The sequence below is a fragment of the Rhizobium aouanii genome (assembly GCF_037002925.1).
GTDB lineage: Bacteria > Pseudomonadota > Alphaproteobacteria > Rhizobiales > Rhizobiaceae > Rhizobium > Rhizobium aouanii.
Genome location: NZ_JBAMYD010000018.1, coordinates 87,354 through 114,055, shown reverse-complemented (window position 1 = coordinate 114,055; position 26,702 = coordinate 87,354). Strand labels below are relative to the sequence as shown.

Annotated in this window: 22 protein-coding genes; 10 read left to right on the top strand and 12 right to left on the bottom strand. The window is 61.1% G+C overall.

Going from position 1 to position 26,702, the window contains the following annotated elements:
• Positions 1 to 95: 95 nt before the first annotated feature.
• Both V8P77_RS27675 and V8P77_RS27670 read right to left on the bottom strand, forming a co-directional pair.
• Positions 96 to 302, bottom strand: coding sequence for a DUF1737 domain-containing protein (locus tag V8P77_RS27675; protein ID WP_017962591.1), 207 nt, complete (start codon positions 300 to 302; stop codon positions 96 to 98).
• On the bottom strand, positions 302 to 1,222 hold the full coding sequence (locus V8P77_RS27670) for an HpcH/HpaI aldolase/citrate lyase family protein (RefSeq protein WP_335915250.1): 921 nt from the start codon (positions 1,220 to 1,222) through the stop codon (positions 302 to 304). Before V8P77_RS27670 ends, V8P77_RS27675 begins: the two co-directional genes overlap by 1 nt.
• A 138-nt stretch (positions 1,223 to 1,360) precedes the next feature.
• On the opposite strand from V8P77_RS27670, the gene V8P77_RS27665 reads away from it, so the two are divergent.
• From V8P77_RS27665 to leuD, 3 genes are all read left to right on the top strand, one after another.
• Positions 1,361 to 1,594, top strand: coding sequence for a hypothetical protein (locus V8P77_RS27665; protein WP_335915249.1), 234 nt, complete (start codon positions 1,361 to 1,363; stop codon positions 1,592 to 1,594).
• A gap of 127 nt (positions 1,595 to 1,721) precedes the next feature.
• Positions 1,722 to 2,144, top strand: a complete 423-nt coding sequence (locus V8P77_RS27660; protein WP_335915248.1) for a VOC family protein — start codon at positions 1,722 to 1,724, stop codon at positions 2,142 to 2,144.
• A 133-nt stretch (positions 2,145 to 2,277) separates the two neighbouring features.
• On the top strand, positions 2,278 to 2,886 hold the full coding sequence (gene leuD, locus V8P77_RS27655) for a 3-isopropylmalate dehydratase small subunit (protein WP_003543984.1): 609 nt from the start codon (positions 2,278 to 2,280) through the stop codon (positions 2,884 to 2,886).
• 60 nt (positions 2,887 to 2,946) lie between these two features.
• Here leuD and V8P77_RS27650 read toward each other — a convergent pair whose 3' ends face one another.
• Positions 2,947 to 3,879, bottom strand: coding sequence for a pyridoxal-phosphate dependent enzyme (locus V8P77_RS27650; protein WP_335915246.1), 933 nt, complete (start codon positions 3,877 to 3,879; stop codon positions 2,947 to 2,949).
• Positions 3,880 to 4,045: 166 nt separating this feature from the next.
• Here V8P77_RS27650 and leuB point away from each other — a divergent pair, with 166 nt between their 5' ends.
• Both leuB and lpxE read left to right on the top strand, forming a co-directional pair.
• Positions 4,046 to 5,158, top strand: coding sequence for a 3-isopropylmalate dehydrogenase (leuB, locus tag V8P77_RS27645; RefSeq protein WP_335915245.1), 1,113 nt, complete (start codon positions 4,046 to 4,048; stop codon positions 5,156 to 5,158).
• Positions 5,159 to 5,433: 275 nt separating this feature from the next.
• Complete coding sequence (gene lpxE / locus V8P77_RS27640) at positions 5,434 to 6,186, top strand: lipid A 1-phosphatase LpxE (protein WP_222324678.1); 753 nt, start codon at positions 5,434 to 5,436, stop codon at positions 6,184 to 6,186.
• Positions 6,187 to 6,232: 46 nt separating this feature from the next.
• On the opposite strand, the gene V8P77_RS27635 is transcribed toward lpxE, so the two are convergent.
• The 5 genes from V8P77_RS27635 to V8P77_RS27615 form a co-directional block, all read right to left on the bottom strand.
• Complete coding sequence (locus V8P77_RS27635; RefSeq protein ID WP_222324681.1) at positions 6,233 to 8,119, bottom strand: MFS transporter; 1,887 nt, start codon at positions 8,117 to 8,119, stop codon at positions 6,233 to 6,235.
• 249 nt (positions 8,120 to 8,368) lie between these two features.
• The gene (locus V8P77_RS27630) at positions 8,369 to 9,676 is read right to left on the bottom strand and encodes an ABC transporter permease (RefSeq protein ID WP_335915243.1); all 1,308 of its coding nucleotides are present in this window, start codon (positions 9,674 to 9,676) and stop codon (positions 8,369 to 8,371) included.
• Positions 9,673 to 10,365 (bottom strand): ABC transporter ATP-binding protein, encoded by a 693-nt coding sequence (locus tag V8P77_RS27625; protein WP_335915241.1) that lies wholly within the window; start codon positions 10,363 to 10,365, stop codon positions 9,673 to 9,675. The genes V8P77_RS27630 and V8P77_RS27625 overlap by 4 nt, the downstream gene beginning before the upstream one ends.
• A gap of 6 nt (positions 10,366 to 10,371) precedes the next feature.
• On the bottom strand, positions 10,372 to 10,833 hold the full coding sequence (locus tag V8P77_RS27620; RefSeq protein ID WP_335915240.1) for a hypothetical protein: 462 nt from the start codon (positions 10,831 to 10,833) through the stop codon (positions 10,372 to 10,374).
• An 87-nt stretch (positions 10,834 to 10,920) separates the two neighbouring features.
• The gene (locus V8P77_RS27615; RefSeq protein ID WP_335915239.1) at positions 10,921 to 12,675 is read right to left on the bottom strand and encodes an alkaline phosphatase; all 1,755 of its coding nucleotides are present in this window, start codon (positions 12,673 to 12,675) and stop codon (positions 10,921 to 10,923) included.
• A 68-nt stretch (positions 12,676 to 12,743) separates the two neighbouring features.
• Between V8P77_RS27615 and V8P77_RS27610 the strand changes: the two genes are divergently transcribed.
• From V8P77_RS27610 to V8P77_RS27600, 3 genes are all read left to right on the top strand, one after another.
• A complete protein-coding gene (locus V8P77_RS27610) occupies positions 12,744 to 12,974 on the top strand; it encodes a hypothetical protein (protein WP_335915237.1) in 231 nt (76 codons plus the stop codon).
• Between the two features lie 111 nt (positions 12,975 to 13,085).
• The gene (locus tag V8P77_RS27605) at positions 13,086 to 14,120 is read left to right on the top strand and encodes an aspartate-semialdehyde dehydrogenase (RefSeq protein WP_105007754.1); all 1,035 of its coding nucleotides are present in this window, start codon (positions 13,086 to 13,088) and stop codon (positions 14,118 to 14,120) included.
• Between the two features lie 166 nt (positions 14,121 to 14,286).
• Positions 14,287 to 15,108 (top strand): lytic murein transglycosylase, encoded by an 822-nt coding sequence (locus tag V8P77_RS27600; protein WP_335915236.1) that lies wholly within the window; start codon positions 14,287 to 14,289, stop codon positions 15,106 to 15,108.
• Positions 15,109 to 15,153: 45 nt separating this feature from the next.
• Here the strand turns inward: V8P77_RS27600 and V8P77_RS27595 are convergent, their stop codons facing one another.
• From V8P77_RS27595 to pdxY, 3 genes are all read right to left on the bottom strand, one after another.
• Entirely contained in the window at positions 15,154 to 16,773 is a 1,620-nt protein-coding gene (locus V8P77_RS27595) for a GGDEF domain-containing protein (protein WP_335915235.1), read from the bottom strand.
• Positions 16,774 to 16,869: 96 nt separating this feature from the next.
• Positions 16,870 to 17,511, bottom strand: a complete 642-nt coding sequence (locus tag V8P77_RS27590) for a carbonic anhydrase (protein WP_335915233.1) — start codon at positions 17,509 to 17,511, stop codon at positions 16,870 to 16,872.
• 71 nt (positions 17,512 to 17,582) lie between these two features.
• The gene (gene pdxY / locus V8P77_RS27585; RefSeq protein ID WP_335915232.1) at positions 17,583 to 18,458 is read right to left on the bottom strand and encodes a pyridoxal kinase PdxY; all 876 of its coding nucleotides are present in this window, start codon (positions 18,456 to 18,458) and stop codon (positions 17,583 to 17,585) included.
• A gap of 276 nt (positions 18,459 to 18,734) precedes the next feature.
• Between pdxY and V8P77_RS27580 the strand changes: the two genes are divergently transcribed.
• Together V8P77_RS27580 and V8P77_RS27575 are read left to right on the top strand one after the other, a co-directional pair.
• Positions 18,735 to 23,507: an NAD-glutamate dehydrogenase gene (locus V8P77_RS27580; RefSeq protein WP_335915231.1), complete on the top strand. Its 4,773-nt coding sequence runs from the start codon at positions 18,735 to 18,737 to the stop codon at positions 23,505 to 23,507.
• A gap of 27 nt (positions 23,508 to 23,534) precedes the next feature.
• Positions 23,535 to 24,923 carry an MFS transporter gene (locus tag V8P77_RS27575; protein ID WP_335915230.1) on the top strand — a complete coding sequence of 463 codons (1,389 nt, stop codon included), beginning with the start codon at positions 23,535 to 23,537 and terminating at the stop codon, positions 24,921 to 24,923.
• Between the two features lie 46 nt (positions 24,924 to 24,969).
• Here the strand turns inward: V8P77_RS27575 and purH are convergent, their stop codons facing one another.
• Positions 24,970 to 26,586, bottom strand: coding sequence for a bifunctional phosphoribosylaminoimidazolecarboxamide formyltransferase/IMP cyclohydrolase (gene purH, locus V8P77_RS27570; RefSeq protein ID WP_335915229.1), 1,617 nt, complete (start codon positions 26,584 to 26,586; stop codon positions 24,970 to 24,972).
• Between the last annotated feature and the right edge of the window lie 116 nt (positions 26,587 to 26,702).

Sequence of the window (26,702 nt, the reverse complement as noted above, 5' to 3'; positions counted from 1 at the left end):
CGTCCAAAGGACGCGCTAAGGACGCTCTATCACTTTCAATCACGCATAATCCTTTCCGAAAATCGATTACAATTTTCGGGGTTATGCGCTGAACCTCACTGCTCGGAGAGTTTCATCTCGGGATCGTAATCCTTGCCTTCGACATGCTTGACGACGGCCTGGCCGCACTGCATCGCACCGGTTGCGGCATTGAAGGCATAGGTCGGCGAGCCCTCCAGCGACCAGCCCTTGTTGAGGGCGGCGGTGACCTTGTGGCAGAAGGAAGCATCGTCGGGACCGGTCAGGAAGCGGTAGAGTTTCATCACATCGTCTTTCGTGCTGCAGCCTGGCGGGCTGCGATCAGGCGCGCTTTATGGACCAGACTTTCCGCCTGGACAAGATGCAGCCGCTCGACCATCCGCCCGCCTGCATTGATGACGTTGAGCCCATCGGAAGCGGGGTCGGCAAAGGCTGATATGATCGCCTCCGCTTCCGCAATCGCTGCCGGATCCGGGCCGAAATGCCGGTTGGCAGGCTCGATCTGCGCCGGATGGATCAGCATCTTGCCGGCAAAGCCCATGGCCCGACCTTGCAGACATTCGGCATCGAAACCCTGTTCGTCCCTGAAATCGTTGAAGACGCTGTCGATCGCATCGAGCCCATAGGCGCTGACCGCAAGGACGACCTGCATCAGCCACGGCACGAGATAGCTCCGCCCCGGCTGCGGCAGCACGCCGGTTTCCTTGCGCAGGTCGTTCAGCCCGACGACGAGACAATCGAGCCGGGAGCCTGGCGTACGCCCGGCTTCGGCGATAACAGCCGCATTCAGGATGCCGCGCGGTGTCTCGATCATCGCCCAGATGCGCAGATCATCAGGTGCATCGGCCTCGGAGAGAAGGTCACTGAGCGCCATGACATCCTGCGGTTCGTCGACCTTCGGCAGCAGCACGGCATCGGGACCAAGCGCCGTCACCAGCTCCATGTCCACCAGGCCGAAATCAGTGGACAGACTGTTGATGCGGATAATCCGCTCCTTGCCTTGGAGCGGCCGAGCCGAAAAGAAATTCCTCAGATTTTCCCGCGCTTCCGCCTTCTTTTCCGGCGCCACGGAATCCTCAAGATCGAAGATCACCGCATCGCAATCGACCGCATGGGTTTTTTCGAGGGCGCGGGGATTGATGGCAGGCACGCTCAGCACCGAACGGCGCAGGCGGATGGAGCGGGTCGCGGGGTTTCGGCTCATGCCGAATTAGTGCCAAGCTTTGAAAGCCGAAGCAAGCAGCCCGCCCCCAGACATCGAGCAGAACAACAAAAAGCCATGCTTGCCTTGCAGAGAGGAAGGAGAAGGACCACATTCCTTTCCGAAGAAAGGTCTCTAACCATGCAGAACATTCGCTCCATCTTCCTCATGCTTGCCGGCGCCACCGTTTTCGTGGCCATGCTGCTTCTCACCTTCTCGGTGACGCTCGCCGTCGGCGGCATCCTGACCGTGCTCATGGTCGGACGCGCGCTTTCGATGAAGATGAAGCCCGCTCCGGTCCGCGCCAAGGCAAACAATGGTAAGCGCGAGATGCGCGTGTGGAACGACGGCCGCGGCACGATCATCGATCTCTGATCACCTTTTCGCTGAAAATTTGGTTCGCTGAAAAATTTCGGCCGACCCTGTCGGATCACGCTTCCATGCTACGTCCTTGAAGCAGCCAGGCATTCAGCCGGCGCTCAAAAACGAATGGAGGACAAGCATGGATACGACGACAGAGAGCAACCCGACCAAGATGCCACCGGTCAAGAACGGCCTGCTGCCCTATCTGACGGTCGACGGCGCGGTGAAAGCTGCGGAATTCTACAAGAAGGCTTTCGGCGCCGAAGAGGCATATCTCGTGCCGGTCGACGAGAGCGGCAGAACGATGCATGTGCATCTCTACATCAACGGCAGCTCCCTCATGCTGTCGGACGTCTATCCCGAATACGGCGATCCCTTCAAAGGCCATGAAGGCTTCGCCATTCAGCTGATCATCGACGATATCGATTTCTGGTGGGATCGCGCGGTTGCTGCCGGCGCCGAAGTCGTCATGCCGGTCGAACTGATGTTCTGGGGCGACCGCTATGGCCAGCTTCGTGATCCGTTCGGCGTCCTCTGGGCGTTGAACGCACCGTCCAAATAAGGGACAGCCGCAATCGGCGGACCGCGCGAAACGTCGCGTGGCCGCCATCCGTGAAAGATTCTCCTTCATTTCGGCGAAAAACTGGACTAGATGCAAATTCAGGAAGTAGATTTGCTGAAATGGAGCATGGGTCATGGATAAATTCGTGAAGCTCACGGGCGTTGCAGCGCCTCTGCCGGTTGTCAACGTCGACACCGACATGATCATTCCGAAGGATTATCTGAAGACGATCAAGCGCACCGGCCTCGGCACCGGCCTCTTCGCGGAAGCTCGTTATAACGAAGACGGCTCAGAAAACCCGGATTTCGTGCTGAACAAGCCGGCCTATCGCGATGCCAAGATCCTGGTTGCCGGCGACAATTTCGGCTGCGGCTCCTCGCGCGAGCACGCGCCCTGGGCGCTTCTGGATTTCGGCATCCGCTGCGTTATTTCGACCAGCTTTGCCGATATTTTCTACAACAACTGTTTCAAGAACGGCATCCTGCCGATCAAGGTCAGCCAGGAAGACCTCGACAAGCTGATGGACGACGCCTCGCGCGGCTCCAACGCCATCCTGACCGTCGACCTCGAAAATCTCGAGATCACCGGCCCTGATGGTGGCTTGATCAAGTTCGATCTCGACGAGTTCAAGCGTCACTGCCTGCTGAACGGCCTCGACGATATCGGCCTGACCCTGGAAAAGGGCAAGGCGATCGACAGCTTCGAAAAGAAGAACGCCGCTTCGCACCCCTGGGCAGCCTGAGCCCTCCCAATCGGTTACCGATCAAGCCGGGCTTACGCCCGGCTTTTTCTTTGGTGTGGGTCAAAGAAACTTTTCTGTCCAGGCCCTGAGTTTTTCGAGCGACACGCCGATGCCGCCGCAGACTTCGATAAGCGGATTATCGAAGCGCTGAAGCAGCCCGGCGTGCACATCGGCAACCGCAAGGGCCGCACCGCAAGCCGGCTCGACCAGAATGCGCTGCGCATCGGCAAATTTCAGGCAGGCGGCAACGGCATCGGCGTCGCTGACGACAACACTTTCGATCGGATGCTGCTGCGGCAGGTCGAAGACATGCCGCGCCACCTGCCGCGCCCCGAGCGAATTGGCAATCGAGGTAATGGCGGGAAGGGTGATACGCTCATTCGCCTTGAGGCTGGCATGGAGCGAGGCCGCTCCTTCCGTTTCGACGGCGATAACAGGCACATCGGAAAGCCCGTTGCGCTTCAACCCCTCGACGATACCGGCAAGCAGCCCGCCGCCGCCGACGCTGGTGACGACGCAATCGAATTTTGCCCCTTTCGCCACCACCTCGTCGATCAGCGTGGCATGGCCATCCCACAGAAGCGGATGGTCGAAGGGGTGCACATAGGTTGCCTTGCGGCTCCGGGCGAGTTCAATTGCATGGGCATTGGCCTCATCGAAAACCGAACCATGAACGAGGACATTCGCGCCCGTTGCGGCAATCGTCCGGCGTACGTCGGCCGCCGTCGTCTCCGGCACGACGATTGTGACCGGCACACCAAGCGCTCGGCCGGCATAAGCGGCGGCAATACCGGCATTGCCGCCGGAAGCGCAGAAGATTTCGCGCGCCCCATTTTCCACCTCGTGCTGGCAAAGCCGGCCAACGCCGCGCAGCTTGAAGCTGCCGGAAGGCTGCAGCGCATCGAGCTTCAGCCAGAGCGGTTTGCCGCTGGCGCTGTAGCCAGGTGCCGTCTGGAGCAAGGGCGTGTCGAGGTGGAGAGGCGCGAAAGGCATGGGAACCATCCAGAATAAAGATAGGGTCACCGTTCTAATTCGTTTGTGGACGCAGGAGCAACTGCCGCGGCTCGGAGCGAAGCGTACCGATTCACCGCTTCTGTCGCTTGAAATGCCCATTTCCGGGGTCTAAGAAACCGCAACTTGTTTTTCCCAGGAGGGTTTCATGACAGCGCGCAATCTTTTCCTGCTGCCGGGTGACGGCATCGGTCCCGAGGCCATGGGCGAGGTCCGCAAGATCATCGCCTATATGAACGAGGCGATGAATGCCGGTTTCGTCACCGACGAAGGCCTTGTCGGCGGCTGCGCCTATGATGCGCATGGCGCGGCCATCTCGGAAGCCGACATGCAGAAGGCGCTTGCCGCCGATGCCGTTCTGTTCGGCGCCGTCGGCGGCCCGAAATGGGATAGCGTGCCTTACGAAGTGCGCCCGGAAGCCGGCCTGCTGCGCCTGCGCAAGGATCTGCAGCTCTTCGCAAACCTGCGCCCCGCCATTTGCTATCCGGCCCTTGCTGCGGCCTCGTCGCTGAAGCCGGAGCTGGTCGAAGGCCTCGATATCCTGATCATCCGCGAGTTGACGGGCGGCGTCTATTTCGGCGAGCCGAAAGAACTCATCGACCTCGGCAACGGCCAGAAGCGCGGCATCGACACGCAGGTTTACGATACCTACGAGATCGAGCGCATCGCCGGAGTCGCCTTCGAAATGGCTCGCACGCGGCAGAATCGCGTCTGCTCCATGGAAAAGCGCAACGTCATGAAGTCGGGCGTGCTCTGGAACCAGGTGGTAACCGAGACGCACAAGGCGAAATATTCCGACGTTCAGCTCGAACACATGCTGGCCGATGCCGGCGGCATGCAGCTGGTGCGCCAGCCCAAGCAGTTCGACGTGATCGTCACCGACAATCTCTTCGGCGATATGCTCTCCGATGTCGCCGCCATGCTGACCGGCTCGCTCGGCATGCTGCCGTCGGCCTCGCTCGGCGCGCCCGACGGCAAGACCGGCAAGCGCAAGGCGCTCTACGAACCTGTGCACGGCTCGGCCCCTGACATCGCCGGCAAGGGCATCGCCAATCCGATCGCCATGATCGCCTCCTTCGCCATGTGCCTGCGTTACTCCTTCAATCTGGTGAAGGAAGCCGACGATCTGGAAAAGGCGATAGCCAACGTGCTCGACAAGGGCGTCCGCACCGGCGACATCATGGCCGATGGCGCAAGGCAGGTCGGCACCGTCGAAATGGGCGATGCGATCCTCGCCGAGTTCAAGACGCTTTCCGCCTGATATTTCACGTGAAACAGTATCCAACCCTTCGCATCGCGCATGCGGAGGGCCTTTTCTTTGCGGGCGGTGAAGCGCGTCCCGCTTGGTCGAATTATCCGAAACGGACTATTCTCGGCCACAATCTCGTGTATTTTTGCGCCGGATTTCAATCAGCGCGTAACCCGAAGTCGGAGCAATCTTCGACGAAGGATCATGCGTCAATTCAAATAATCGAGCGTCCTTAGCCTGTCCTGTTGGACGCGCGGCGCTCTAGGCCAATTCGAACGGACGACGAAATGCGGGCATTTTGGGCTTCCCTGGACAGGCGCTGGCGCCGGAGCGACGTCGGCATGCCGCCTTTGCGCTGGCAGGCCTGTCTCTTCGTCACGATCAATGCAGTGATCCTTTCGATGCTGCTCTTCGACGCGCCGATCGGTGCCAGCGAAGCTCCCGCGCCGGTGAAACACCTCGGCGAGTTGCTGACCGGTTTCGGCGATTCCGCCTGGCTGATCTACACCAGCATCCTGCTGTTCTTTCAGGGCAGGGCCGGTTACAAGCTTTTGAAGACGGCGCGCTCCAAGGCGCAGGCGCTTTATGTCAGCTGGATCGGCGCCTATCTCTTCGCCACCGTCGTCTTCTCAGGACTTCTCGCCAATCTACTGAAGCGTGCGATCGGCAGGGCGCGTCCCGATCATTTCCACGACTACGGCATGTTTTCCTTCGCGCCCTTTTCGGGCCATTCCGCTTTCGAAAGCTTCCCGTCCGGCCATGCCACCACGGTCGGCGCCTTCTTCGCCGCCTTCGCGCTGCTGTTTCCGCGCTATCGCGTTGCCTTCATCGCCTGCGCCATCTGGCTCGGCATGACGCGTGTCATGGTCGGCGCCCATTATCCGAGCGATGTCATCGCCGGCCTTGCCTTCGGCGGCTGGTTCTCGCTGCTGGCAGCGATCGTCTTTGCCCGTTGCGGTTTGCTCTTCAAACTGGCGCCGGATGGATGGCCGCTTTCGAAGCGCCTATTTCCAGACATTGAAAAGCCCGGCGCCTTGTGAGCGCCGGGTCTTTTTTCTCAAGCAAGGATTGGCCTCAATCCACCGCTCAATCCATGGCGTGGATATCCCTGTTCTTCGTTTCCGGCAGGAAGATCAGGCCGATCACCAGCGTGATTGCAGCAAAGACGATCGGATACCAGAGACCGTAGTAGATATCGCCCGCGGCAGCGCTCATCGCGAAGGCCGTTGCCGGCAGCAGGCCGCCGAACCAGCCGTTGCCGATGTGATAGGGCAGCGACATGCCGGTATAGCGGATGCGGGTCGGGAAAAGCTCGACCAGCAGGGCGGCGATCGGGCCGTAGACCATCGTCACATAGAGGACGAGGACGAACAGCACGGCGATCGTCCCGATCCAGTTGACGCGGGCGGGATCGGCGGTCATGGCGAAAGTGCCGCCATTGGCGATATTGTAGACCGCCATGTCGGTGACGCCATTGGTCTCATCCGCCGTCAGCAGCTTGCCTTCGACCAACTTGGCTGCCGGCATGGTTTCCTTCTCGCCGGCGCGTACGGTATCGGCGTTGAGCGCCAGTTCAGGATTGGCAGCGATGAAGGCATCGAGCTTGGAATCCGGCACCTTGGCGACACCGCGCTTCAGCGGATAGCCAGCGTCTTGAAGCGCGATGTTCACGCTTTTTTCGAAGGCGGCGGTCATGCCCTTCGCCTTGTCGCCGGCAGCGACGACGTCGAAGCTTGGGATCGTCGCATTCCCAACCTTCACCGTTGCCGGCTGTCCGGCGGTTCCGGGCACGACGTCGTAGGGCACCGAGTTCCTCGTGAGGAACGCAGTTGCCACGTCGCAAGAGCTGGTGAACTTTGCCGTGCCGGTCGGGTTGAACTGGAACCTGCAGTCCGCCGGATCAGCCGTCACCGTTGCCCGAATCGAAGCCTGAGCTTCGGCAAGCCCCGGGTTCGCCGTCCAGGTCATCGCCTTAAACAGCGGATTATAGGTCAGCGCCGCAATGAGAAGGCCAGCCATGATGATCGGCTTGCGGCCGATCTTGTCGGAGAGGCCGCCGAAGATGACGAAGAACGGCGTGCCGAGGAGAAGTGAGATGGCGACCATGACATTGGCCGAGAACAGGTCCACCTTCAGCACGTTCTGCAGGAAGAACAGTGCATAGAACTGGCCGCCGTACCAGACGACCGCCTGGCCCATGGTGGCGCCAAGCAACGCGATGATCGCGATCTTCGCATTTTTCCATGTCCCGAAGGCCTCGGTCAGCGGCGCCTTGGAGCCCTTGCCTTCGGCCTTCATCCGCTGGAAAGCCGGCGATTCGTTCATCTTCAGGCGGATCCAGACGGAAATGCCGAGCAGGACGAACGAGAGCAGGAACGGAATGCGCCAGCCCCAGGCGGCGAACTCAGCCGCACCCATCAAATATTGAACAAAGACGATGACGATCAGCGACAGGAACAGGCCGAGCGTCGCCGTCGTCTGGATCCATGATGTGAAGTAGCCGCGGCGTCCGTTCGGCGCATGTTCTGCGACATAGGTTGCTGCACCGCCATATTCACCGCCCAGCGCCAGACCCTGGAGCAGGCGAAGCGCGATCAGGATGATCGGGGCCGCGATACCGATTGTGGCGGCACCCGGCAGGATGCCGACGAGGAAGGTCGACAGACCCATGATCATGATCGTCACCAGGAAGGTGTATTTACGACCGACGAGATCGCCGAGACGGCCGAACACCAGCGCGCCGAAGGGGCGGACCAGGAAGCCGGCGGCAAAGGCGAGCAGCGTGAAGATGTTACGTGTTGCCTCGGGATATTGGGTGAAATAGGTCGCACCGATATAGGTGGCGAGCGAACCATAGAGATAGAAATCGTACCATTCGAAAACGGTGCCCAGCGAAGAGGCGAAGATGACCTTCTTCTCCTCGCCGGTCATCGGACCGGCCTTCGCGCCGTCGATGCTTGCGACATTTGCCATTGTCTGTCCTCCACAAAGTGATGATCAACGCGCGCGGCCTGCTTCTCCTCAAAGCATACCCCTGGCCGCGACACGCCTGACGGGAGTGTGCCAGAAACGACAGATCAAAAAGAGAGAGGCTTTCGGATTATGACTTTAGTCTAATGGCGCCACGCTTTGTCATGCACATCAAGCTCTCCGCCGCCCGTGACGATAGAGCTGCCGGAAGTTTGGAAGAAGGTTTCACGGGCGGTTTGTGATGTGGATCCGTTATGCTCTTAGCGCCTGCGCCGGCGATTGCCGGTAGGCGAGCACTGCCGGCAGCGCGGCAAGAATTGTGGCAAAGGCAAGCAGCACCGCTGCAAGCGCGGCATCTTCACGGGCGAAACCGACCGGCATGGTGATCCCGCTCGTCTCAGAGAACATGCCGGACAAGATGAGGGCAGCGGCATAACCGAGCGCGAATCCGAGTGCGATGCCGACCGCCACCAGGAAAAAGAATTCCAGCCAGACGATGCCGAAAATCGCGCCGCGCGGGGCGCCGAAGGCCCTGAGTGCGCCGATCTGGCGGCGGCGCTGGCCGACATGGATGACCGTGACCAGCACCAGGGAGGCTGCGACGAGAGCTTGCGCGCCGGAGGCGACCGCGACGAGGATCTGTTTGGCGTCGCCGAGCGTGGCGTAGAGATTGGTCAGCACCTCGCCGGGAAAGACGGCAACGGTATTGCCGCTGCGATAATCCTGCCGCAGCTTGTAGGCATCGGCAATCGTCTTCGGCTTGACCAGAATGGCGGGAAGGCCGGGAGCGCCCGCAGTCCAGCTCTCATCAAGCGCGGCATCCGGATCGGCTTCTCCGTGATGCTCATGCCCATCGTGATCAGCGCCGGCTTTCTCATGCTCATGACCATGTTCAGCGCTATCCGTGCCCGACGCCGCTTCGTGCTCGTGCTCGCCGTCCCCCGCATGTTCCTCCGCCTCCATGCCATGGATGTGCCAGACGGCCTGGATCGGAACGAGGATCGCCCGGTCCCAGGCGGTGCCGGTCGGCCGCAAACGGCCGGCGATATGATAGACGAGCTGGGTATGGGTCTCTCCGCCCTCTTCCAGCGACCCGTGCATAGGCTTGATCTCGCCGCCGAGCGACAGCTTGACGGCAGCGCCGATCACGGCTTCGCCCTCGCGCGCAAAAATCTTGCCTTCGGCCAAGCTGCCGGACAGGTTCTGCGCCAGCATGGTCGTCGTGCCGACGATCGGATAGCCGGAGAAGGAATCGCCGAAGCCGATCGGAGCTGCCCAATCGACCCGTGGATCCGCAGCAAGTTTGCCCAGCACTTCGCCCGGCATCAGCGGCAAAGGCGAGGGCTGCAGGAAGACGGAGGACAGCACGAGCTGCGTCTCGCTGCCGCCGGCCCCGATGACAAGATCGAACTTGTCGGCAGCGCGTGCGCTGCCGAGACGAAGCGCCCGCTCCTGCAGGACGACAGAAACGCCAAGCGCGGTCGCAAGCGCCACCAGCAGCACGACCACCAGCGATCCCGCCCAGAGGCGACGAAGATCGGAAAGGATGAAGCGGATCATGCAGCTTCTCCCGCCGTTGCCGCGGAATCTTCGCTGATCCGGCCGGATCCGAAGGTGATGCGCCGGTCGAGGCGGCTGGCCAAGCGCTGGTCGTGTGAAACGACGATGAGCGTGCTGCCTTCGGCAATGGCCAGATCGAGGATGAGATCGCCGACCGCCTCGCCGCTTTCGGCATCGAGGCTTGCGGTCGGCTCGTCGGCGATGATGACGCCGGGCTTGCGCAGCAGCGCCCGGCCGATCGCCACACGCTGCATCTCGCCGCGCGACATGGTTTCGATCTTCTGGTCGGGGCGGGAAAGACCGACCGTGCTCAAAAGCGCATGCGCCCGCTCGATGACATCAGCCGCGGCGGCGCCGGCAAGCCGCGCAGGCAGCAGCACGTTTTCCAGCGCCGACAGGCCGGGGAAGAGATGAAACTCCTGCATGACCAGGCCGATATTGGCGGCACGGAACCGATCGCGCCGGCTTTCTGAAAAACTCGCGATATCCTCGCCGTTCCAGCGGATGCGGCCTTGCCGTGTCCGCTCCAGCCCGGCAACGATATTGACGAAGGTGCTCTTGCCGGAGCCGGACGCGCCTGTAATTGCGACCCTGCTGCCGGCATCGATCGACAGGCGGCCGATCGCCAGTGCCGGCGAGGACAGGCCCGGGAAGGCAACGGTCAGGTTTTCGATATCGAGAGCGAGCATATCGGTTCAGACGGCGGAATATTCGGCCCGGCGGATCCGCAGCAGGCTGACGAAGCCTGTGTCCGGATCCGTCCACGAACCGTATTCAAGCGTACCGCGCACTTCGATCGTCTGGCGCGGCTGCACGAAGGTCTGCTTCTCGCCGAGATAGACGACGACGATATTGTCCGGCCAGTCCGCATCCGAGGAGCAGAAGGGGCAGAGCGACATCGGCACCTCGGTGAGCACGAAGAACTGGGCCTCGGCCTTCAATGGCGGCGCCATGAAACCTTTCATGCTGATTCCTTTGCCGGCAAGGCGCTTCACCTTGTCGGAGAATTCGAGGCCGAGCACGCCGAACTTGCCGTAGAGCTCACCGAAGGCAAGCGAAGACTCGGCAGCGCGAACGAGGGAAGCGGTGAAGGGAAGCACCATGGCAGCGCCGATCAGCCGACGGCGGCTGAGATGCAACGAAGAAACTGTTTCCATGGTGACCTCCAGAAGTAAATCCCGGCCGCTGAACGGCCGGGACCATGATCGATGAAAGAGGCAAGGCCGGCAAGCGGCCAAGCTGGATCAGTTGGTCTGCTTGGCGCCGAGAGCGAAGGTATCGGCGAGCACGCGATAGACGTCGCTCTGTTCCAGGTAGCCGTGGAAGCCTTCAGCGCCCGGACCAGCCGACTGCAGAACCACATCGTCGACTGCATGGACGCCGCTCTCGCTGCTCTTGGGAAGATTGCCCTGAACGAAGACTGCGCCTGGAACATCCTTATACTGCTCGTTGGCGACGTATTCCTTCTTCTCGTTCTGGACGGCCGGAACGAAGGGGCCGTCGAGCTTCGGACGGAAGGTCTCGTAGTGATCGGGGCCGTTGTTGGCGCTCAGGAACAGGCGGCGGCTGACGTCGATCTTATCGGGATAGCCGTCGCCGTTTTCGTCCTTGTAGTTCGGGAAGCCGGCTTCGGCATAGGTCCCGACCTTTTCGCGCATTTCCGTGCCTGGCTTTTCGTCATCGACGGTGCCGATGATCGATACGCCATGCGTGTGGTCGCCGGTGACGACGATCAGCGTATCCGGATGCGCCTTCTGGAAGTCGCGGGCGACGCCGATCGCCTGGTCGAATTCGATGGTGTCAACGACGGCGCGATCCCAATCGAGCGGATGGGACATCTTGTCGATCGAGGAGCCTTCGACCATCAGGAAGAAACCATCGGGATTCTTGGACAGACGGTCCAGCGCGGCCTTGGTCATGTCGACGAGACCCGGCTGGTTCGGGAACTTGTCGACCGTGCCCTTCTTCAGGAACTCGCGATCAAGCGTGACGTCCATATTGCCGGTGTGGAACAGGCCAAGGAGATTGCCTTCAGCCGATGCATTGGCTGCGAGCTCGTTCTTGTCGGTCGCTAGCTTGTAGCCGGCATCCTGGAAAAGCTTGATGTAATCTTGATTGTCCTTGCGCTTGGAACCGGGAATTTCTTTGCCGAGGAAATAGGCCGAGCCGCCGCCAAGCAGGACTTCCGGCTTGACGTCCAGCAGCATGCCGACGACGTCGGCCTTGTCGCCGCGGTTGCGGGTGTGGGCCACGACGGCAGCCGGCGTAGCGTCTTCGACTTCGGACGTCGCAACGATGCCGATAGACTTTTTCGTTGTGCGGCGAACGGCTTCGCCGAAAGTTTCGACGCGCGGATCATCGAGCGAGGACGGCGTACGATCAGCGTAAACGCCGATCGCGTTGACGGCCGTCTTGTGGCCGGTCATGAAGGCCGACATGGTGTTGGCCGAGTCCGTGGCAACGGCATTCGTCGCCGACGTGCCGATGAAAGCCATGCGATCGAGATCGTCCATGTTCAGACGGCCATTCGCCTTACCTTCGGTCATGCCCTTGGACATGACGCGGGCAGCGGTGCGATGCGCAACGGAAAGCCCATCGCCGAGCAGGAAGATGATGTTCTTGGCCTTCGGCTGGGCCGCGGTTTCGTAAACGTTCCAGGTGACGGACTTCGTTTCGTCGCCGGCCGCGACTTCGACCTTGTAGTCGCCCGGAACCGAAATCTTCAGGCCGCGCAGCAGAAGAGCGGAACCGAGAGTCTTGTCATCCTTGCCTTTTTCCAGCTCGATAAACTGCGCCTCACCGCCGAGAACCGCCTTGTAATCCTGACCGTTGACCGTGATCTTCACGTCTTCGGGCTTGACCTGCTTGTTGAGCTCGACCTTGAAATCGAACGGCGAACCGGCAAGGATCGTCGCGCGATCAAGCGGATAGACCGTCGTCGCCTGAGCGGCGCCCGCAAGGATGGTGGTGGCCGCAAAGGCGGCAAGAAGCATACGCATGGAAAACCCCCGTTTTCGTTGCAGACATTAACAACCGCGCCGGGATACCTGCCGAGGATGACAGCGGCATGACAAAACATCGCCGCATTTCCGCGGCTTCGCCTGCCGGCTCTGTGCGCAAAAACCTTGACTCCTGTGGGAAACCTTCTAAGAGCAACAGCGGAAAAGGAATCTCCACCATGGTTCGCGACGAACACGCCATTGCTGATCGCAGTGACCGGGCACGAGTTGCCGGGGTGGACATTGCCGTTCCGGTTTCTTCCAAAACCAAGGCCAAAACGACGACGAAAACCGTCTGACGTCTCTGGCCTGCCGCTCTCTCCCCGGCTCGGCTGGGGACAGGAAGACGCGATTAATCGCGCCTTTCCCTTCACCGGACAAGAGGAGAGAAGAGAAAGAGAGCTTGAGAAATGGGTTTCAAAGTAGCAGTTGCGGGAGCGACCGGAAATGTTGGCCGGGAGATGCTCAATATCCTCTCCGAGCGAGGCTTCCCCGCCGATGAGGTCGTGGCACTCGCCTCCTCGCGTTCGCAGGGCACCGAGGTTTCCTTCGGTGACCGGACGCTGAAGGTCTCCAATCTGGAGAATTACGATTTCTCCGATACAGACATCTGCCTGATGTCGGCCGGCGGCGAGGTCTCCAAGAAGTTCTCGCCGAAGATCGGCCAGCAGGGCTGCATCGTCATCGACAATTCCTCGGCCTGGCGCTACGACGCCGACGTGCCGCTGATCGTGCCGGAAGTGAACCCGGATGCCATCAGCCAGTTCACCAAGCGCAACATCATCGCCAATCCGAATTGCTCGACCGCCCAGTTGGTGGTGGCGTTGAAGCCGCTGCACGACTTTGCCAAGATCAAGCGCGTCGTCATCTCGACCTACCAGTCGGTCTCCGGCGCCGGCAAGGACGGCATGGACGAGCTCTTCAACCAGACGCGCGCCGTCTTCGTCGCCGATCCGATCGAGAACAAGAAGTTCACCAAGCGTATTGCCTTCAATGTCATCCCGCACATCGACGTCTTCATGGAGGACGGCTACACCAAGGAAGAGTGGAAAGTGCTGGCCGAGACGAAGAAGATGCTCGACCCGAAGATCAAGGTGACCTGCACCGCGGTGCGCGTGCCGGTTTTCATCGGTCATTCGGAATCGGTCAACATCGAATTCGAAAACGAGATCACCGCCGACCAGGCCCGCGACATCCTGCGCGATGCACCGGGCTGCCTCGTCATCGACAAGCGCGAGGATGGCGGCTACATCACGCCTTATGAATCCGCCGGCGAGGATGCGACCTACATTTCGCGCATCCGCGAGGATGCGACGGTCGAAAACGGCCTCAACATCTGGGTGGTCTCCGATAATCTGCGCAAGGGCGCTGCGTTGAACGCCATCCAGATCGCCGAGCTGCTCGTCAATCGTGGTCTCGTCAAGCCGCGCAAGCAGGCCGCATGATACCATTTGTAAACCATGATGTGTTAAAGCCCTGCTCGTTGAGCGGGGCTTTGGGGCAAGCACAACTGTATAAGCGCTCGCTAAAAGGTGATCGTGACAAAATTGCGAGTGGCTGGCATTCTCGTGCCCGCCTAAAAACTAAGCAGATCGAGAGCGGGGTTTCTCAATGCGCATGACAAAATTGTTTATGGCGGCCGCTGCGGCAATGAGCGTCCTCCACACGGTACCGGCGCTCGCGCAAGGTGCACAATGTGGGAATACCGGCGCCGGATTCGAGGCTTGGGTTAGCGATTTCAAGCAGACGGCGGCTGCCAATGGCGTCAGCCAGTCGGTCCTCAACCGCGCTTTCGCCAATGTCAACTACAACAAACCGACCATCGCTGCCGACCGTGGCCAGAAGAGCTTTAAGCTGTCCTTCGACGCTTTCATGAAGAAGCGGGGAGGAGCCGCCATTATCTCCCGCGGCCGCAGTATGAAGGCCGCCAACCAGGCTCTATTTGCATCGCTGGAGCGTCGTTTCGGTGTTCCGGCGGGCCCTCTGATTGCAATCTGGGGCATGGAGACGGGTTTCGGCAGCTACATGGGCAATCAGCATACGCTGTCAGCAGTTTCGACGCTGGCTTACGACTGCCGACGTTCGCAATATTTCACCGACCAGCTCTATGCAGCACTCCAGCTCGTCTCCGAGGGTTATCTGAGCCCACAGGCCAAGGGCGCTGCTCATGGTGAAATCGGCCAGACGCAGTTTCTGCCACGCAATGTCGTGCGCTTCGGAGCCGACGGCGACGGCAACGGCCGCATCGATATGGTCGGTTCCCGCGCCGATGCACTGGCCTCGACGGCGAATTTCCTCAAGGGCCACGGCTGGCGCGCCGGCGCCGGCTATCAGCCTGGAGAGCCGAATTTCGTCGCCATCCAGGGCTGGAACGCCGCCAGCGTCTACCAGCAGGCGATCGCCTATATCGGTCAGCAGATCGACGGCAAATAGGCCCGACTGAATACGCCAAAGCGCCGCTGCGATATGCGGCGTTTTTCATATGCGGGAATCAAAGCCGCCGCTGGAAGCCGCCTTGCGTCGCTCCTCCTGCACCGGGGCCTGGATGATTGGTCCCGAGACGACGCAATTGCGGCCGGAGGCCTTGGCGGCGTAAAGCGCCAGGTCGGCGCGTTTGACCAGATCCTCAAAGTTCCGGTTGGTGGCTTCGTTTGCCCGTCCGGCGCATCCGAAACTCGCCGTCACCTTGAGAACATCGCCGCTCGGCAGGGGGATTTCCGCCGCCTCGATCGCCAGCCGCACGCGCTCGGCAACGATTGCAGCATCGTCAGGCGTCGAATCCGGCATAAGCGCCAGGAACTCCTCGCCGCCATGGCGCACCAAGAGATCGAAGGAACGGAAATTTTGGCGCGCGACGCCGGCGACCTGCCGGAGCACGGCATCGCCGGCGTCATGCCCGTGAATGTCGTTGATCTTCTTGAAATGATCGAGGTCGAACAGCACGACGGAAATCCAGCGTGATCCGTGCTCGGCCTGTGTAAGAAGTGCGGATGCGGCGACCTCGAAGCCGCGCCTGTTGTAGAGGCCGGTCAGAAGATCGGTCTGGGCGGCGCTGCGCAACTCGCCCACAAGCGTCTCCCGATCCTGGGTCAGCCGGTCGATCAGGCGCAGGCCCTTTGCCGCCAGCAGCAGCACCAATGTGGCGAGAATCAGCAGGCCGGCACACAGCGCCAGGATCCGCGTCAGGTGTATGTGCGAGCGCGTCGAAAGATTTTCTCCGGTCTCGTGAATATCTTTTGCAGCCTCGATCATCTTCTGCTGCAGGAAGGTCATGCGCTCGCTCTGCGCGGCGGCCCAGACGTCATGCACGGCACTTGTCGGCCGCGATCCGGCGAGAATGGCATCGGTGATCGCATTCGCCTTTACCTGGTTGCTGCGGCCGAGATAAGCAACGATGTGGCGCACGACCGGCGCGGAGGAATGGAAAACCATGTGATCCATGCCCTCGCCGAGCATGACCTTGCCCTGTACGAAAAGCTCCACCGGCAATCTGGCGGAAGCCCCTTGGTTGAGATAACGGGTGCCGATCCCGGTGATCAGCCTTTCGCCGTAATAGGTCAGCAGGATACCCATCAGCTCGTTGGATTTCTCAAGCAGCACCGGATCGCTGATCAGCGGCGAAAGCGCATCGACGACGGCAAGCTGCTTGAGAGCCGCATACCAGTAGATGGAACCGGGATCGCTGCCGGTATAACGCCCTTGGTCGACGGCGCTGCGCGCCGCGACGATGCGGCTGTAGGCAAGGCTGAGAATCGATAATTCGCCGACGAGCCCCTCGTCGAGCGCATCGCGGGAGGGCAGGCTGGCATAAAAAGCGTGGCGTTCGCGATCGAGCGTCACCCGGCTTTGCTGCATGTCGATGGCAGTCCTGCTGCTCGGATCTGCGAGGTAGCGGCGGGTGGCGCCAATCTCAGTCAGAATCTCCGTGGCGGCGATCGACCCGCCACGGGCAAGCACATCGGCGAACTGCCGGTCCTTTTCGAGGTCCCAGTATTGATTGACCGAAGAACGTATGACGACGACGCCTTCAATGAGCATGAAGACGAAGGGCAGCATGATGGCGGCCAGGATAACCCTTTTGATGGTTTCGAATTTCATCGCCAATCGCCACGGTGATCAAAACGTCGGTTGTGCGCGACCAATTGACGGCTAGCTTAACAACAATCCTTAAAAAACTGATAAACTGGCATGTCCCTAGATTTCGGGACGAATGAAGTCGCGTGTCTCGGCGTCCATGACCCAGAGTTCACCGGTCGAAATGTCGAACCAGGCACCGTGGAGATGAATCTTTCCCGCCTCCTCGAGCGCCTTGATGTCGGGAAAGCTTCTGAGATTGTTGATCGAATTGCGGATGGAGACCCGCTCCAGCGCCGTCTGCCGTTCGGCGGCCGTCATCACGTCGTTGCTCTGGATCTGCTCGGCGGCCGGTCTGACCAGCGACATCCAGCGGCCGATGAAATCGCCGGGCGACAATGGCTCGGCATTCGGATCGAGCGCCGAGCGGATGCCGCCGCAGCGGCCATGGCCCATCACGACGATATCCGAGACCTTCAGCACCTGCACGGCAAATTCGAGTGCAGCCGAGGTCGAATGAAAATGACCATCCGGCTCGTAGGGCGGCACCATGTTGGCGACGTTGCGGATGACGAAGAGCTCGCCCGGGCCGGCATCGAAGATCAACTCCGGTGCCGCGCGAGAATCCGAACAGGCAATGACAAGCGTATGGGGATTCTGACCGTTTTCGGCAAGCTGCCGATACCTCTCGCGGGCGTCGGCATAACGCCCGTTCATGAAGTTGCGATAGCCGTCCAGAAGGGGATTTGGAAAACGCTGCATGCTTCTGGATTAGCGCGCGCGGAAGACAAGATCAACTGCTGCACCGCAAAATGAACATATTGGCAGATGCGTCATTTTTTCCGCCGCTGCGCCGGGTGCACGAGCCGGCGCATCTGCACCATGGCCATCGGCGTCGAAAGGCTGGAAGCGTCGCTTGCCAGCATCAACTCGTTGCTGCCGCGCTTGACGGCACGCGCAAGCACCTCGAAGACGCTGGCGGTGGCAAGCTGCAGCGCCTTTTCGTCCTCGATCCCGGAAAGCAGGCGCGACAGGAAGACGGCGGCGATGAGGTCGCCGAGACCATTCGGCGGGTTGTCGACGACGCGATGCTCGGCAAGAAGGGCGTGACGGCCGGAAAGATAGAGATTGCCGGTACCACCCGCCATCATCGGTACCGCCGAAGTGACGAGCATGCGCGATGGTCCGAGCGCGAGCGCCGCCTCCATGATCGCGCTGTTGTCTTCGAGGGCTGCCCCCGAAAGCCATGCGAGCTCGTAGCGGTTCGGCGTTGCGAGCGAGGCGAGCGGAATGAGATGGTCGCGAATGGCCTCTGCGGTCGCTTCCGGCACGTAAAGGCCGCCGAGGTCGCCCATGACGGGATCGCAGATATAGAGCAGCTCGGGATTGTTTTGCCTCAGCGCACCGATCAGCCGGGCGACGGAGCGCGCTTGGGCGGCATTGCCGAAATAGCCCGAAAGCACCGCCTTGACTTCGCCGATCCAGGGCGCGCGGATCAGATCGTCGATTGCCGCATCAAAATCCGTTTCGGCAAAAGTCAGCCGCGTCGAGCGGCCGTGGCCGGGATGCCAGGGCAGCACGATGGTCGGCAGGGCCCAGACCGGATGACCGAGTGTCTCCAGCGCAAAGACGGCTGCCCGGTTTCCGACCGAGCCCCGCACCACATGGCTGGAAATGACGATGACTGCGCCCGCTGCATTTTCCGACATGATATCCAAGATCCGAATGATGACCGCGTTTGATGATCTTTTTGACGCCACGCTGTCAACCATTCTTCATGCGGGCGTGGAAATGTTCGGCGGAATGAAAAACCAGAAGACGGGACTTTCGCTTTCGCTTGGCGAAGAAGGTGGAAAATCTCTTACGATTTCTCGTTTCCAGCGCCAAAAAAGCGTCAAAACAATCCCTCGGACCTCTCTTTTAGAGATTTTTTCGAAGAATCTTCTGCTAGCTTGCAAAAAATCAGACATTGAGGGAGGCGATCCATGGCTGCCAGAAACAATCCGAAACGGGAAAAGCAGATCGAAAGCGCGCGCAAGATCGCCAAGGCGACAGGCGAGGCGCATCTCGATCCGGCAATTCTCTTCGGCCGGGCAAGCAATGACGATCTCGAACTCTATACGCCGGAAATGCTGGCGCTCTCCGCGGTACATTCGGCAAACGAACTCGCCGCCTGGAACGGCAAGGCGCACCGCGTCAGCATCGACACGATTGCCGATGTGACGCCTGATGGCATCGCCGTCTCAGTGCTTTCAGTCACCGACCAGAACATGCCTTTTCTGTTTGAATCGGTCATGGGCGAAGTGACGAGCACCTATCGTGACCTGTTCATGGCCGTGCATCCCATCCTGGTCATGGAAAAGGGCAAGGCGCCGGCGATATATTCCGCCGATCACCCGAGCGATCCGGCCAACCGCGTCAGCCATATCCAGCTTCATATTGCGCCCCTCAATTCCGCCCAGGCCGCCGATCTCGTCAAGCGCATCGAAAAAGTGCTCGAACAGGTCCGCCTGTCGGTTTCCGACTGGAAGCCGATGCTTTTCAAGATCGACGGAGTGATCGCCGAGCTTGCTGCCAATGGCGCCAGCCGGAAGAAGGCCGATCGCGACGAAGCCGTCGCTTTCCTGACCTGGCTGCGGGATGAGAATTTCACGTTCCTCGGCATGCGCGAATATGTCTATTCCGGCAAGGGGACCGATGCCAGGGTCGAGCGTGACAAGGGTGCTGGCCTCGGCATCCTCTCCAACCCCGATGTTCTCGTACTGCGCACCGGCAAGGACGCCGTGACGACGACGCCTGAGATCCTCGCCTTCCTCGACGGCCCCGACTTCCTGATCGTCACCAAGGCGAATGTGAAATCGATCGTCCATCGCCGGGCCTATATGGATTATGTCGGCGTCAAGCGCTTCGACGCTGAGGGTAACGTCACCGGCGAGCTGCGCATCGTCGGCCTTTTCACCTCGACGGCCTATACCTCGCTCGCCTCGGAAATCCCGCTGCTGCGTTCCAAAATCGAGAAGGTGAAGGAACATTTCGGCTTCGACCCGATGAGCCATTCCGGCCGCATGCTCGACAACACGCTGGAATCCTATCCGCGCGACGATCTTTTCCAGATCGACACGACGCTGCTTGCAAGTTTTGCCGAACAGATCAACGACTTGGCCGATCGGCCGCGCGTCCGCGTCCTGCCGCGCATCGACCATTTCGACCGCTTCGTCTCGGTAATCGTCTACGTGCCGCGCGAGGAATATGACTCGATCGTCCGCGAACGGATCGGCACCTATCTGAAGACTGTCTATGACGGCCGTGTCTCCGCCTATTACCCGGCTTTCCCGGAAGGCGGCGTGGCGCGCGTGCATTTCATCATCGGCCGCTCGGGCGGCAAGACGCCACGCATTCCGCAGTCAAAGCTCGAGCAGGTGATCCGCGAGATCACGGCCCGCTGGGACGACCGTTTCGAGGCGCTGGCAGGCGCCAAGGCGCCGAAGATATCGGTCGACCAAGCCTTCCAGGATTCCTTCACGCCGGAGGAAACCGTGGCCGACCTCGCCGATATCGGTGCCTGCGCCGCCGGCGAACCGCTGCGCATCCAGTTCTACCATCGTCAGGAAGAACAACGCCGCATCCTTTCCTTGAAGATCTTCCACGCCGGCGGCCAGCTGGCGCTGTCGCGCCGCGTGCCGCTTCTCGAGAATCTTGGCTTCAACGTCGTCAGTGAACGCACCTTCGATATCGGCGTGCCCGCCGATGGAGAAAAGAAACTCGTCGTGTTGCACGACATGGAACTCGAGACCCGCAACGGCGGTGACATCGATCTGCAGCGTTACGGCGCCGCCCTTGAGGAAGCTTTCGTCGCCGCCTTCGCCGGCACGATCGACAATGACAGCTTCAACCGGCTGATCCTTTCGGCTGGGCTCTCGGCGCGCGAGACCAACGTCCTGCGCGCCTATGCGCGTTATCTTCGCCAGGCCGGCATCGCCTATTCGCAGGATTATATCGCAACCACGCTCGATAAATATCCTGATGTCGCCGCCGCCATTTTCCGTCTCTTCCATGACACGCTCGACACCAGGCTTTCGGAGAAGGTGCGCGTCAAGAAGCTTGCCGAACTGCACCAGGCGATCGAGGCAGAACTTGCCGACGTGCCGAGCCTCGATGACGACCGTATCCTGCGCCGCTACGTCAATATCGTCGATGCGACCTTGCGTACCAATTATTTCCAGAAGAACCCGGACGGTTCGCCGAAGCCGATGTTGGCCTTTAAGCTTGATCCGCACCTGGTCGACGGGCTACCGGAGCCGAAGCCCTTCCGCGAAATGTTCGTCTACGGCGTTGAAGTCGAGGGCGTGCACCTGCGCTTCGGCAAGGTGGCGCGCGGCGGCCTGCGCTGGTCGGACCGCGCCGAGGATTACCGCACCGAAGTGCTCGGCCTCGTCAAGGCCCAGCAGGTCAAGAACGCGGTCATCGTGCCGGTCGGTGCCAAAGGCGGCTTCTATCCGAAGAAACTCCCCGTCGGCGGCAGCCGCGACGAGATCTTCAATGCCGGCCGCGAGGCTTACAAGACTTATATCCGCACGCTGCTTTCGATCACCGACAATATATCGGGTGCCGAGATCGTCCCGCCGAAGGACACGGTCAGGCTTGACGGCGACGACCCTTATTTCGTCGTCGCCGCCGACAAGGGCACCGCGACCTTTTCCGACACCGCCAATGCGCTGGCGCAGGAAGCCGGCTTCTGGCTGGACGACGCCTTCGCCTCCGGCGGCTCGGCCGGCTACGACCACAAGAAGATGGGCATCACCGCCCGCGGCGCCTGGGAAACCGTGAAACGCCATTTCCGGGAAATGGACATCGATATCCAGACGACGCCCTTCACCGTCGCCGGCGTCGGCGACATGTCGGGCGACGTCTTCGGCAACGGCATGCTGCTTTCTCCGAAGATCCGGCTCATTGCCGCCTTCGATCACCGCGACATCGTCATCGATCCCGATCCCGATATGGAAAAGACGCTGACTGAGCGCCAGCGGCTCTTCGACCTGCCGCGTTCAAGCTGGCAGGACTTCGACAAGAGCGTGCTTTCGAAAGGTGCGATGATCATTTCTCGCGCCGCCAAATCGGTCACGCTGACGCCGGAAGCGGTTGCCGCGATCGGCATCGACAAGGCCGTGGCGACGCCCTTCGAGATCATAGCGGCGATCCTGAGGAGCCCGGTCGACCTGCTCTGGTTCGGCGGCATCGGCACCTATGTGAAAGCGCCGTCCGAAACCGATACCGAAGTCGGCGACCGCGCCAACGACCCGATCCGCATCACAGCAGCGGAGGTGCGCGCCAAGGTGATCGGCGAGGGCGCAAATCTCGGCGTCACCCAGAAGGGCCGCATCGCCTATGGTCTGAAGGGCGGGCGCTGCAACTCCGACGCCATCGACAACTCGGCCGGCGTCAACACTTCGGACGTCGAGGTCAACATCAAGATCGCGCTGGCAGCCGCCATGCATGACGGGCGCCTGACGCGCGCAAAACGCGATCAGCTTCTTTCCTCGATGACCGGCGAAGTGGCGACCCTGGTGCTGCGCAACAACTACCTGCAGTCGCTGGCGATCTCGCTGACGGAACGCAAGGGCACGGCAAACGGCCTGGAACTTGCGCGCTTCATGACGGTTCTAGAAGGCGCCAAGCAGTTGAACCGCAAGGTGGAGACTCTTCCGGACGACCAGACTCTCACAGAACGCTACACGGCCGGCAAGCCGCTGACGCGGGCTGAAATCGGCGTGCTGGTGTCCTATGCCAAGATCGTGCTCTTCGACGCGCTGATCGCAAGCGATCTGCCGGACGATCCCTATTTTGCCACGACGCTTTCGAATTACTTCCCCGTGAAGATGCAGAAGTCGAACGCCGGCGATATCGCCAGCCACCGGCTGAAGCGCGAAATCGTCGCGACCGTGCTTGCCAACGAAGCAATCAATCGCGGCGGGCCGAGCTTCACCGTCGCCATGATGGACGCGACGGCGGCGTCGGCACCGGAAGTGGTGCGCGCTGCGATCGTTGCCCGCGACGGTTTTGACCTGACCCGGCTCTGGGCAGAAACGGACGCTTTGGACGGCAAGGTTTCCGGTGAGACGCAGAACCGCATCTACGAGGAGATCAGCCAAAGCTTTATCGTGCTGACGCGCCTGCTGCTGAAAACGGGCATGACCAAGGCCGATATGGCGGAAGTGATTAGCCGGCTGCAGGCAGCCCTGAAGAAGCTGAAAACCGCCTTTGCCGGACAGTTGGCCAGCGAAGTCGCCGTGCGCCAGGCGGAGTACAGCCAGGCGGGTCTACCCGAAAAACTCGCGGCCGAGATCGCCAGCCTCCCGATCTTCGCACTGGTGCCCGAGATCATGCAGATTGCCGAGCGCACCGGCGAACCCCTGGTGCGCGCCGCCGAAAACTACATCGCCGTGTCGCAGACCTTCCGTATCGGCAGGCTGCTGGCGGCGGGCGGACGGATCCTCACCTCCGACCATTACGAGAATCTGGCGCTTGCCCGCAGCATCGACCAGATCGCCAGCGCAAGGCGCGACATCGTCATTTCGGCCCTTTCCGATCACGGCAAGGAGAAGCTTCCGGTTCAGGCCTGGCATGCGCAGGATCGCATCCGCATCAACCGTATCCTCGAGGAGCTTTCAAGCCTCAGCGACGGCGGCGATCCCAATCTCGCGCGTATTACCGTTGCTGCAGGTATCTTGACCGATCTTGCGCGCGACCGGGTGAGGTGAGACAGTCCGCGTCAAAAGAAGGAGCGGATGTTGAATCGCATTGACTGGACAGGAACGCAACCGCCGAAGGCCACGGAGAAGGGCATCTGGGGGTGGATGTTCTTCGATTGGGCAGCACAGCCCTTCTTCACCGTGGTCACAACCTTTATCTTCGGACCCTATTTCGTTTCCCGCCTGACCGATGACCCGGTTTCCGCGCAGACGACCTGGAGCAACATGGCGACGATCTCCTCGGTGATCATCGCCCTGCTCTCACCCGTCCTCGGCTCGATCGCCGACCAGTCGGGCGCACGCAAACCCTGGATCGGCTTCTTCGCGATCATCAAGATCGCCAGCCTGTTCTGCCTGTGGTTTGCCGCACCCGGTTCACCTGTTCTCTATCCCGTTATTTTCATGATCCTCGCCTCGATCTCGGCCGAGTTTTCGATCGTCTTCAATGATTCGATGATGCCGCGCTTGGTCGGCAAGCATGAGGTCGGCAAGCTCTCCAACACCGCCTGGGGGCTCGGCTACCTCGGTGGCATCATCGTGCTCATTGCCGTCGTCACCCTTTTGGCGGCGAGCCCCGAGAGCGGCAAGACCATCCTCGGCCTTGATCCCCTGTTCGGCCTCGATCCTGAGACCGGCCAGGATGCACGCATCACCGGGCCGATCTCGGCTGTCTGGTATCTGATCTTCATCCTGCCGATGTTCTTCTTCACGCCCGATGTCGGCAAGGGTCTTCCCTTCGGCACCGCGGTGCGCTCCGGCTTGCGGGAACTCAAAAACACGCTTGGCGAGCTTAAAGAGCGCCGCGGCATCCTGAAATTCCTCATCGCCCGCATGATCTATCAGGATGGCGTCAACGGCCTGCTGATCCTGGGCGGCATCTTCGCGGCCGGCATGTTCGGCTGGGCGACAATCGAGATCGGTATCTACGGCATCATCCTGAATGTCATTGCGATCTTCGGCTGCCTGATCGCCGGCCGCATCGACAAGGGCGTCGGTTCGAAGGTGACCGTCGTCATCAGCCTCACGATGCTGCTTCTCGCCACCATCGGCATCATCTCGACAGGACCGGGTTACACCCTGTTCGGATTGATGCCGCTGCCAGCGGCGGATTCCGGCGGCCTCTTCGGCACGGCGGCGGAAAAGGCCTATATCCTCTATGGCCTGCTGATCGGGCTCGCCTTCGGGCCGGTGCAGGCCTCGTCACGCTCCTATCTCGCCCGCAGCGTCAACATCGAGGAAGCCGGCCGCTACTTCGGCATCTACGCGCTTTCGGGGCGCGCCACCAGCTTTATGGCGACGCTGCTCTTCTCGCTGGTGACCTATATGAGCGGATCACCGCGGCTCGGAATGGCAACGCTGATCCTGTTCCTCGCCGGCGGATTGATACTCTTGATCCGCACACCCTATCCGGCCGATCGCGCATAGGGACGAACCTGCTCGAGGAAGAGCGCCGGCCACCGCCGGCACCCGATCAGTGCCGGAAATGGCGCATGCCGGTAAAGACCATTGCGACGCCGTGTTCGTTGGCGGCATCGATGACTTCCTGGTCGCGCATCGAGCCGCCCGGTTGGATAACAGCCGTCGCCCCTGCGGCGATCATCGACAGAAGACCGTCGGCAAAAGGCAGGAAGGCCTCGGAGGCAACCGCCGAGCCATGCGTCATCGGGACTGCAAGGCCAAGCGCCTTGGCGGCCTCTTCGGCCTTCAGCGCAGCGATGCGGGCGGAATCGACGCGGCTCATCTGGCCGGCGCCGATGCCGGCCGTCTGGCCGTCCTTGGCATAGACCACGGCGTTCGACTTCACGTGTTTGCCGACCTTGAAGGCGAACTTCATGTCATCCAGTTCCTGCGCCATCGGCGCGCGCCTGGTGACGACCTTGAGTTCCAGATCCTCGACCATGCCGTTGTCACGGCTCTGGACGAGCAGACCGCCGGAAACGGTCTTTGCCGTCAGGCCCGCAGCACGCGGATCGGGCAGGCCGCCGGCAGACAGCAGCCGCAGGTTCGGTTTGCGGGCGACGATCGCCTTCGCCTCCTCGGTGACATCCGGCGCGATGATCACTTCGGTGAAGAGCTTGACGATCTCTTCGGCCGTTTCGGCATCGAGCGTCCGGTTGAGCGCGATGATGCCGCCGAAGGCGGAAACGGAATCGCAAGCGAGCGCCCGCCGATAGGCCTCGACCAGGCTCGATCCGGTGGCGACGCCGCAGGGATTGGCGTGCTTGATGATCGCGCAAGCCGGCGCCTTCTCCGGCAGGAACTCGGCGACGAGCTCGTAGGCCGCATCCGTATCGTTGATATTGTTGTAGGAGAGCTGCTTGCCCTGGAGAAGAGCGGCCGTCGAAACACCCGGACGCCTCTCGCCGGTCACATAGAAGGCGGCCTTCTGATGCGGGTTTTCACCGTAACGCATCTCTTCCTTCAGCGCACCACCGATGACCCGGTGGCGCGGCGTGTCGATCGAAAGCGCCTCGGCGAACCAGTTGGAGATTATTGCATCATAGGCGGCGGTACGGGCATAGGCCTTGGCGGCCATCCGCTGGCGGAAAGCATAGGCCGTCTTGCCGTCATCTGCGGAAAGCTGCTCCAGCAGTTCGGCATAATCGGCCGGATCCGTCAGGGTCGTGACATAGGCATGGTTCTTGGCCGATGCGCGGATCATCGCCGGACCGCCGATGTCGATATTCTCGACGGTCGTCGGATAGTCGCCGCCGGCCGCACGCACCTCTTCGAAGGGGTAGAGGTTGATGACTGCGAGGTCGATGCCCTCGATGCCATGCTGTTTCATCGCGTCCTGGTGTTCGCTGTCGTCGCGGATCGCCAGCAGGCCGCCATGCACCGTTGGATGCAGCGTCTTCACACGCCCATCCATGATCTCTGGAAAACCGGTGACTTCGGAGACATCGGTGACGGCAAGACCGGCAGCGGTGATCGCTTTAAACGTGCCGCCGGTCGAAAGCAGTCGCACACCTCTGGCAGACAAGGCGTGGGCGAGGTCGACGATCCCGGTCTTGTCGAAGACGGAGATGAGCGCGGTCTTGATTTCGACCTTGTCGGGGGCGGGGATCTTCTTGGAAATGACGGCCATGAAACCTTCTCCGTTCGGGCTTCGGGGGGACATCCGCAAGGGATGTTCGCATGCTGGCGCCGCGTTAGCACAGCTTTGCCGCCGCGCAAACAGGCGTCAGCGCATGACGCCAAAAA

Coding starts and splice junctions, on each gene's coding strand:
- leuB (WP_335915245.1), top strand. CDS start 4,046: ATGACAGCGCGCAATCTTTTCCTGCTGCCGGGTGACGGCATCGGTCCC.
- V8P77_RS27615 (WP_335915239.1), bottom strand. CDS start 12,675: ATGCGTATGCTTCTTGCCGCCTTTGCGGCCACCACCATCCTTGCGGGC.
- V8P77_RS27635 (WP_222324681.1), bottom strand. CDS start 8,119: ATGGCAAATGTCGCAAGCATCGACGGCGCGAAGGCCGGTCCGATGACC.
- V8P77_RS27590 (WP_335915233.1), bottom strand. CDS start 17,511: ATGCAGCGTTTTCCAAATCCCCTTCTGGACGGCTATCGCAACTTCATG.
- V8P77_RS27630 (WP_335915243.1), bottom strand. CDS start 9,676: ATGATCCGCTTCATCCTTTCCGATCTTCGTCGCCTCTGGGCGGGATCG.
- V8P77_RS27595 (WP_335915235.1), bottom strand. CDS start 16,773: ATGAAATTCGAAACCATCAAAAGGGTTATCCTGGCCGCCATCATGCTG.
- leuD (WP_003543984.1), top strand. CDS start 2,278: ATGGATAAATTCGTGAAGCTCACGGGCGTTGCAGCGCCTCTGCCGGTT.
- V8P77_RS27620 (WP_335915240.1), bottom strand. CDS start 10,833: ATGGAAACAGTTTCTTCGTTGCATCTCAGCCGCCGTCGGCTGATCGGC.
- pdxY (WP_335915232.1), bottom strand. CDS start 18,458: ATGTCGGAAAATGCAGCGGGCGCAGTCATCGTCATTTCCAGCCATGTG.
- V8P77_RS27670 (WP_335915250.1), bottom strand. CDS start 1,222: ATGAGCCGAAACCCCGCGACCCGCTCCATCCGCCTGCGCCGTTCGGTG.
- V8P77_RS27650 (WP_335915246.1), bottom strand. CDS start 3,879: ATGCCTTTCGCGCCTCTCCACCTCGACACGCCCTTGCTCCAGACGGCA.
- V8P77_RS27660 (WP_335915248.1), top strand. CDS start 1,722: ATGGATACGACGACAGAGAGCAACCCGACCAAGATGCCACCGGTCAAG.
- lpxE (WP_222324678.1), top strand. CDS start 5,434: ATGCGGGCATTTTGGGCTTCCCTGGACAGGCGCTGGCGCCGGAGCGAC.
- V8P77_RS27610 (WP_335915237.1), top strand. CDS start 12,744: ATGACAAAACATCGCCGCATTTCCGCGGCTTCGCCTGCCGGCTCTGTG.
- purH (WP_335915229.1), bottom strand. CDS start 26,586: ATGGCCGTCATTTCCAAGAAGATCCCCGCCCCCGACAAGGTCGAAATC.
- V8P77_RS27575 (WP_335915230.1), top strand. CDS start 23,535: ATGTTGAATCGCATTGACTGGACAGGAACGCAACCGCCGAAGGCCACG.
- V8P77_RS27625 (WP_335915241.1), bottom strand. CDS start 10,365: ATGCTCGCTCTCGATATCGAAAACCTGACCGTTGCCTTCCCGGGCCTG.
- V8P77_RS27580 (WP_335915231.1), top strand. CDS start 18,735: ATGGCTGCCAGAAACAATCCGAAACGGGAAAAGCAGATCGAAAGCGCG.
- V8P77_RS27665 (WP_335915249.1), top strand. CDS start 1,361: ATGCAGAACATTCGCTCCATCTTCCTCATGCTTGCCGGCGCCACCGTT.
- V8P77_RS27675 (WP_017962591.1), bottom strand. CDS start 302: ATGAAACTCTACCGCTTCCTGACCGGTCCCGACGATGCTTCCTTCTGC.
- V8P77_RS27605 (WP_105007754.1), top strand. CDS start 13,086: ATGGGTTTCAAAGTAGCAGTTGCGGGAGCGACCGGAAATGTTGGCCGG.
- V8P77_RS27600 (WP_335915236.1), top strand. CDS start 14,287: ATGCGCATGACAAAATTGTTTATGGCGGCCGCTGCGGCAATGAGCGTC.